The sequence below is a fragment of the Psychrobacter sp. genome (assembly GCF_036731945.1).
Classification (GTDB): Bacteria; Pseudomonadota; Gammaproteobacteria; order Pseudomonadales; family Moraxellaceae; genus Psychrobacter.
In genome coordinates, this window is the sequence record NZ_DAINDI010000036.1 from 1 (window position 1) to 8,327 (window position 8,327).

Genomic DNA, 8,327 nt, shown 5'->3' on the forward strand with positions numbered 1-8,327 from the left:
TATAAACAGACATTTTGCTTATTTAGCGGCAATACTTACCGCATTGAACGCTTGAAATTTGTAAATAACAAACAATCAAGAACCGTCCGTAACGGCAACAATTATAAGGAATGACCATGACCGAACACAATAGCTTAACCGAATCCTCAAACCAGTTCTCAAGTCAGTTTTCAAGCCAAACGCCAAATAAGACGATTAGCGCGCAAGCTTTGACGGATTTTTGTGACGACTACTTATCAGCAGCAGCCTTTAAAGACTATGCGCCAAATGGCTTGCAAGTAGATGGCGGGCGACCTATCGGGCGTATTGTTACTGGTGTTACCGCGTGTGAGGCGTTGATTGACGCCGCGATTGCTGATAACGCCGATGCTATCGTGGTGCATCACGGCTATTTTTGGAAAGGCGAGCCTGAGACCATCACAGGCATGAAAGGTCAGCGTATCCGCAAACTGATGCAGCATGGCATCTCTTTGATTGGCTACCACCTACCACTCGATGCCCATCCTAGCATTGGCAATAATGCCAAACTCGCTGAGTTACTTGATATGAATATCATCGGCGCACTTTATCCACATGAAACGCATCCGGTTGGCAATATTGCCAGCTGCCAGCCGCAAAGCGCTCAAAACCTTATTACTCAGATTACCGCTGCTTTAGGTCGGGTGCCATTACACATTCCCTCCACCTATAACGCCGCACCAAACGCTGAGCCTGCGCAAGCGGACAGTAGATTGATTGAACGTGTGGGCATCTGTACGGGCGGCGCGCAAGATATGATTGAGCAAGCAGCATTGATGGGCTGTGATGCTTATATTTCTGGTGAAATATCAGAGCGTACCACCCATAGCGCCCGTGAGCTTGACATTGATTATTTTGCCTGCGGTCACCATGCAACTGAGCGCGGCGGTATTCAAGCGTTGGGCGAACTGCTGGCTGAGCAATTTGGCTTGCCAGTGACTTTTATTGATATTGACAACCCAGCCTAATCATTAATGCCTAATCATTAAGCGGTTTTATCTACTTGCAATTATTCTCTTACTATTTTAAGCGCTAATTTTAGAGTTTTTTATTAAATACAGAAAATGCTGCTTAGGTGCAATCTTTTCTTATAGCACTTTTTGTCACTGGGTCAGCCAAAGCAAGGACGTTTTTTACCGTTTATAGTGCTATTGTTAAGTTTTATCGCTAATTTATTAACTCTACTTGAATAATATAATGAATATCCGCATATTAGTTCCTGAAGAAAGAATGTCTTGTCATGAGACTTCCCATTTTTATAGCTTCCGGTTATGGCGCTAAAATTTGTTTCATCGCTTAGAGCTCTATTTTTTAATAAATTAATAAGGTTTTTAACGGTGACCATTTAAATACTCTCTTTGCCCTACTTAGCTGATGAGACAGTGGTTTTTAAACAGTATTTTTATTTTAGCGTCGCGATAAGATTAGAGCAAAATCTCTCTGATGGTGTTTTCTTACTCGCTAGCAGACAGAATTATTACTCATCTTTATCGCTGAGCAATCCATATTATTAGCCAGCTCCTCTACTACAATCGATTTAAAGAGTAGCTCGTGATTAATATAAACGCAGCAACGATTAAGTGCAGCTGTACGGCACTTATGCTGCGTATTTGTCTCAATAATTTATTCATGACCTTACCTATGTTTCATATGGTTTTATAGCCAGTTTTTTAATCAATAACTCGTTTTATAGCGATGAAGGAATCATCCGATTTATACCCTTCGCGCTGTGGTGCGTCTTTTTTTTAGAATGATTTTTGAAGTGCGTGTTTTCTCTTCTAAAAAATAGCTACCTATGCGTTAAATGATAAAAAGACGGTTGCGCTAACGGTTATATATCGAATGTTAGCAGCGCCATATGTAAACAAGATGACAGCGACCTTATGCTATTTATCAGGCTGATGTGATCTAAAATGTAACGCCAGTTTATGCCACTTATATAGCCATACGCTTTTTATAACTATATAAGCCGCATAAATTGATCAAGCATTTTTATGGTATGCAGGATGGCTAAAATCAGGAGACATCCATGCAGCGTATTACTTATCGTGTGAAAGTATCTACGCAAGGGGCCAAACGCCGTATTTCTTATTTACTGCGTCCATCTAAGCGCTTACTGCACACCAAAAGTAACTTCGTTCCAGCAGTTGCACCTATCAAAGTGACTGGTTTCGCCAAAACCAAATTTTCCAAAACCAAGAAATTGGCACAAGTATCAAGCATCGCTCTGCTCTCTTTACCGGCTGAGAGCTTGACCACGATGAACGCGCCCGTGCCCGCCTATGCACATGTTATGTTAGAAAACACTCTAACGGTTGCTGCTGTACCGGGTGATAGTACCTACTTTGCAACCGACGGTTTTCAGCACGGTTTTGGCTATGATTTAGTGCGTAGCTATGCAGATGGGCTTGGCGTCAACATCAATCTCAAAGCCTATGCTAACGAAGAGGCGGCGCTCAGAGCCTTAAAATCAGGCGATGCCGATATGGCTTTGACCACCGCCAGCACCCAGCTAAAAAGCCAGCTAGACTTAGCCTCGATTAATGTCAGCTGCGGCTATGATGCTAGCTTAACTAAGAACGGTTTACACCCTAAAGTTAGTTGGACATTTAATTCCGCCAACGATCCATTATCGCAAAAAGCCAGTTACTTTTTATGTGATAGTATTAAGCTTGAACACACGCAAAAATTGGCGGCATTTTATAATCAGAACTTGTTAAAAGATGCTTATAGCCAAGACCATTTTAAAAAGACCTTGACAGAAAAGTTGCCTGACTACCAATCATCGTTTCAAGAGCAAGCGCGTAATTATAATCACGACTGGGAGCTACTGGTCGCCATGGGCTATCAAGAGTCGCATTTAAATGCCAATGCCGTCTCTCCGACTGGCGTGCGAGGTATTATGATGTTGACCAATAATACCGCTAAGGCGATGGGCGTCTCTGATCGCGTTGATCCTTATCAAAGTATTGGCGGCGGCGCGCGTTATTTGGAGCAAATGAAAGCCGATTTCGCTGATGTACCAAAGACTGATCGCATCTGGTTTGCCCTCGCCGCTTATAATATGGGTCCAAATGCTGTAAAAAGTATCCAGCGTAAATTAAGCGCCAATGGTATCGATGATAAAAGCTGGGCAAACATATATGCTTATTTGTCGGAAAATAGAGCTTCAAACAGCCGTTATGGTCAGGCCATGCATTATGTGAGTAATATTAGAAGTTATCTTGAAACCATTAAGACGCAAACGGTTTAATATGGTCGTGCTAAAGGCTCTAAACCTTGAATAAAGTCTTAAATCTTGAATAAAATAATGCCAATAAAAAAGCTGCTCTTATAAAAGAGCAGCTTTTTTTAATGCTTAAAATTTGTCAAATGCGATTACATTCTACATTAGCGATTCGGTACGGTTAAACGTTGACCGCGTTGTAGCATGGTATCGACAGCGATATTGTTCATGTCGGCAAGCTCTTTGGTAGATACGCCATACTTACGTGCTAGGCCAATCAAACTGTCACCCGAGCCTACGGTATAGCTGACCGTTGCTTTTGGTACTTTGATGGTCTGCCCACGTTGTAACTGGGCGTTGGTCGCCAAATCATTGGTCGCTGCCAAATCCTCTACCGATATCCCAAACTGACGCGCTAGCGCAATCAGACCATCGCCCGCTTTTACTTTATAGCTTTCGGTATTACCAAGTTTTTTGCCAGCGCTGGTGCTACTGGCTGTTTCTGTACTTGCGGTGCTGCTCTTACTATTGTTACTCGTAGCAGTACTGTTAGACGTGCTAGCAACACTGACCGTGCCATTTGCAGGAATGGTAATCGTCCGACCCAATATCAGATTAGAATTGGTTTTTAAATTATTGGCGGCGGCCAAATCACTTAAGCCGATATTGTAGCGCTGCGCCACGCCCGTTAACGTATCGCCTGATTTCACTTTATAGCTGACCGCTTTATCATTAAGCTGACGATCGACCAAATCTTTCGTGACAGGCAATTTGATTGTCTGACCACGCTGTAAGCGCGCCCTAGCATCAAAGTTAGGGTTGACGGCTGCCAACTCTTCAGGACTGATACCAACACTATTTGCAATACCGATTAAAGTATCGCCCGATTTGACCTTATAGTTGGTCGTTGCCACTGTGCTTGCAGGACTATTGGTTTTCACAGGATTGCTAGCACTGCTAGAGCTAGTATTTGCGGCAGTAAAGTCTACATTGGCAGGCACTTTTAAGATTTGACCGACGTATAGTGAGTCCGTCGTACCCATATTATTTAAATTTGCCAAGGTGGTGGTCGGTACATTAAATTGACGAGATAGCGCAATCAAGCCATCGCCCGGCTTGACTTTATAATTTTTGGTAGCCGTACTAGATTTACTAGGTTTGGTTGATGGCGCAGCAGGCGTGGCCGCAGGCGCGGTGACTTTACCAGGCACCAACCACAGTTTTTGTCCGCGTAGCAAGTCTGCTCTACTGCTCAAGTTATTATAGGTGGCGAGCTGAGTCACTGACAAACCAAAGCGATTGGCGGTACCGATTAGCGTGTCGCCACCTTGAACGATATAGCTTTCAGGCTGGTTGGCGGCAGTATTGCTGGCACTACTTAATGGTTCGATAGATTTGGCGTTATATAAATATAAAGTACTGCCTGCGAGTAAGTTGGCACTCGCATCTATCTGGTTCCATTCAGCGATATCACGCCAGCTAACACCGGCACGACTAGCGATATTCGCCAAGGTGTCGCCGCGCTTGACAGTATAAGTGCTACGCGTGCCTTCTGGTTTTGGTTTGCTAGCCGATTTTTTCGGGAAGCTCAGTTTCTTTTCTTGCCCCGTTGCCTCTAAAATCGACTGCTGCGTCTGAACGGCTGATAGGTTGATATTACCATCGGCGTTGACGACATTGGTTTCAGGCGTACTGATACGAATCTGATTGGCAATGTAATCACGTTCCGCTTTACTTAATGGCGGCTCTTGAATGATGGTATTGTTTTGCGTGATTTGCGCCGATGTGGTCGGTAAGCTGTTGCTGCTCTTTAGCTCAGCGTTAATCTTTTTGGTTTCAGCAGACGTCAGCGGCGGCTCAGTACGGACGGTATTGTTGTTACTATAAACGGAGCTGCTGGTCGGTGAAGCTGTTGGCGGAATATAACTGGTGGTCTGCTGTGGTACGCTCGCGCTCGCAGCATACTCTGCAAGGGCGCTACCGGTAGTCGGTAACGAGCCACTACTGGTGTATGGTTTATTATTGTAGCTTGGTGTGGTTGAGCCTGAATAGCTAGGCGTTGTACTCGTGCTCGTATTACTAGAAGCTATCACGTTACTGCTACCATTACCTCTTAACGAGCTAAGCTTAGCATCTGTCGTCAAGCTGACATCATTCGGAATGATAATACGCTGCGGTCCTGAAGCGTCAACACGCGCTGATGTCAGTGCCGTATTTAGCCTTTCTAACTCATCGTAACTGACACCTGTCACTTGCGACACTTCAGCTAGGCTCACACCATAATTGACCGGCACACTACGGAAATGCTGACGGTTAGCAATAGCAGGCAGATAGACGCCATACTGCTCAGGCTTGGCAACGATTTCAGCAACCGCTAAAAAGCGCGGTACATAGTTCATGGTTTCAGTCGGTAGTCTGAGCGACCAATAATCGGTCGGCAGCCCGCGCGCAGCATTGGCATCGATGGCTTTTTGCACCCGACCAGGACCGGCGTTATAAGCAGCTAGTGCCAGCTCCCAACTACCAAATTGATTGTGCAGCGCGGTCAAAAAGTCGTAAGCGGCACGCGTTGATTCAATCACGTCACGGCGACCATCATAGGTGCTACTTTGATTTAGACCATAAATGCGTCCGGTACTTGGAATAAACTGCCATAAACCTGCTGCGGCGGCACTACTGGTACCACTTGGATCGTAGGAGCTCTCAATCACTGGCAATAACGCAAGTTCGGTTGGAATATTACGGCGCTCAGCTTCACGAACGGTATGGTAAAGGTAGCGACTGGCACGGGCGGTCAAGCGGTTTAGATAGTCTTGGCGACTGGTAAACCAACCTTTTTGCGCCTCGATACGCTGATTATAAACAGGGCGTCCACCATTCATACGGTAGCCTGCGCGCAAGCGATTCCACAAATCACCATATTGTTGAATGGCAAGTTTATTGCCTTCAACCATCGTCATATCAGTCGCTTCTAATAAATCTGCAAGCTCATCTAAGCTTTCAGCATCCAAGAAAGCTGTCGAATAATCAGCGCCCGTGCTTGGTTTAGTCACTTGAGTAGCGGGACGTTTGTTAACCACAGCTGAGCTGCCGGTTGCACCCGTCTTTTTTACCGCTGAGGTATTACTACAAGCACTGATAAGTAAAGTCGACACCGCCAGCGTCAATGGTAAAGCGATAAAGGAGCGAGATTTTGATGACACAGTAGAGATGATAGTGGAAGTTTCCTAACAACAATAAGTGATAAAATAAAGTTAATCGACAGTATAGTACGCAATATCAGACAAAAACCAGCCTAATCGTAAAGATAATGCGCAAAAAGTCATCCGCCCTATCTTTTGATGGCTTACTTCATAATACAGAACTTGATATATGACTAATTTTTAGTTGATGGTCACTTGTGAGACCGCGCGTAAGAGCACCGCATTACCCGTAGATAAAGTCAGTGTGACCCGCGATGAAGTGACAAATGAAACTTTTTGACCGTCTTTTACCCAGCTTTCATTGGTGGTGACATTGGCTTTTGCTTGATCACCCGTAATCACAATGTTATCCACCGTAATATCGTAGCGATAATTTGACGTATCACGCCAGCTTCTTTGCAGCAGTTGCAGATATGCGTCTTTATCAAGGCTGGTGGTTTTGCCTTTTCTAGACATCGAAATCAGTGCATCATCAGACACCAAGCGCGCCACTTGGTTGGAGTTTTGGCTATTGGCAGCTGACTTCATAGCAGCGGCATAGTTTTGTACTAGCGCATTGCTCATGGTCGCCGCTTGCGCGCTGATACTGATAGCGCTAGTAGCGGCCACTACTGCTGTCACGCCAGCACTTTTTATCAATAGAGCAATTAGCCCTTTTCCCCATAGTCGCTTCATGATATTCCTTAGTAATGCTATTATCATTATCGTCGTGTGTCGTTAAAGCCAAATAATTTTATGACCATAGATTATGGTCATATATTGACTTAAGACCTAAATTTATCAGGCGCTTATAATTCTTTTGTTTTAAGGCTATTTGTGTGTAAAGCTTAGGTCAATTAACGCCACATTGTTATGTTAGTTTTAGCCTATCACTCAATTCTCACAGCCATGTGACACCCTGTGTGATTATTGCGAATCTTACGCAAAACAGTGCTGTGCATTTATCTGCTTGATCCAATCTTTAATGACTATTTTTCTCATGCTTATGTTCGTTATGAACGTCTTCATAACTTTCATCATCGCTGAGCTTCATGCCTAAACGCTCAACGCGTCTGTCCATCATCTGCCGAGCTAAGGCTTGCATGTCTTCGACGCGATCTATCTCATCGACAATTTCAAGCCCTAATAAAGTTTCGAACACATCTTCTAAAGTCACCAATCCTTTAACTTCGCCGTACTCTCCAACGGTAATGGCGATATGAATTCGGTTTTTTAGCATCAGCTCTAACAAATCAAACAGTTTCATCTTTGAAAATACAAAGGTAATATCGCGTTTAAACTGGGTCAGCGGTTTGTGGGCCGCATGGTTAAATTTTGCCAAAAGCATGTCGGTTTTTAAGACAAAACCGGTGATATTGTCTAAATCGCCATCATAAATTGGTAAGCGCGAGAAGGTCAGTTTTGGTCGGTCAACTAGCAGATCAGCAACGGTTTTATGCTCTTCAAATGCCAGCATCACCGAACGCGGGGTCATGATATCTTCAACTTTAATCGCCCCGAATGCCAATAGATTACGAATAATACGCGACTCTAATGGGTCGATTTGTCCTGACTCTTCACCGATACTGGCGAGTGCCGCAAATTCTCGGCGGCTAAACGCTTGCGGCTCTTTACCGCGTACCAGCAGTTTGGTTAATTTTTCTGAGAACCAAATTAAAGGATAGAGCAGCAAAATAATACCGCGGACAAAATAAGCAACCATGCCGCCCAGTTGGCGCCAATAGATAGTGCCTAGGGTTTTTGGCATGATTTCGGATAAAAACAAAATAGCCAAGGTCATGAACGCCGAGAACAATCCAAACCAAGCGCTACCAAAGACAATCGTCGCCTGCGCACCCGCGCCAATCGAGCCTAAAGTATGCGCCACGGTATTTAACGTT

General features: G+C 44.5%; 5 protein-coding genes. 2 read left to right on the plus strand and 3 right to left on the minus strand.

Annotation, left to right across the window (positions count from 1 at the left end):
• Positions 1-116 precede the first annotated feature (116 nt).
• Both V7D75_RS08700 and V7D75_RS08705 read left to right on the plus strand, forming a co-directional pair.
• On the plus strand, positions 117-986 hold the full coding sequence (locus V7D75_RS08700; protein WP_333614244.1) for a Nif3-like dinuclear metal center hexameric protein: 870 nt from the start codon (positions 117-119) through the stop codon (positions 984-986).
• Positions 987-2,047: 1,061 nt separating this feature from the next.
• Complete coding sequence (locus tag V7D75_RS08705; RefSeq protein WP_333614245.1) at positions 2,048-3,271, plus strand: transglycosylase SLT domain-containing protein; 1,224 nt, start codon at positions 2,048-2,050, stop codon at positions 3,269-3,271.
• Between the two features lie 137 nt (positions 3,272-3,408).
• On the opposite strand, the gene V7D75_RS08710 is transcribed toward V7D75_RS08705, so the two are convergent.
• The 3 genes from V7D75_RS08710 to V7D75_RS08720 form a co-directional block, all read right to left on the minus strand.
• A complete protein-coding gene (locus V7D75_RS08710) occupies positions 3,409-6,456 on the minus strand; it encodes a LysM peptidoglycan-binding domain-containing protein (protein WP_333614263.1) in 3,048 nt (1,015 codons plus the stop codon).
• Positions 6,457-6,627: 171 nt separating this feature from the next.
• Positions 6,628-7,122 (minus strand): nuclear transport factor 2 family protein, encoded by a 495-nt coding sequence (locus tag V7D75_RS08715; protein ID WP_333614246.1) that lies wholly within the window; start codon positions 7,120-7,122, stop codon positions 6,628-6,630.
• A gap of 286 nt (positions 7,123-7,408) precedes the next feature.
• Positions 7,409-8,327 (minus strand): CNNM domain-containing protein (locus tag V7D75_RS08720; RefSeq protein WP_333614247.1); only part of this gene is annotated, 919 nt, incomplete at its 5' end.

Bases quoted from the DNA above. Each gene is read 5' to 3' on its own strand.
- V7D75_RS08705 (WP_333614245.1), top strand. From the start codon at position 2,048: ATGCAGCGTATTACTTATCGTGTGAAAGTATCTACGCAAGGGGCCAAA.
- V7D75_RS08715 (WP_333614246.1), bottom strand. From the start codon at position 7,122: ATGAAGCGACTATGGGGAAAAGGGCTAATTGCTCTATTGATAAAAAGT.
- V7D75_RS08700 (WP_333614244.1), top strand. From the start codon at position 117: ATGACCGAACACAATAGCTTAACCGAATCCTCAAACCAGTTCTCAAGT.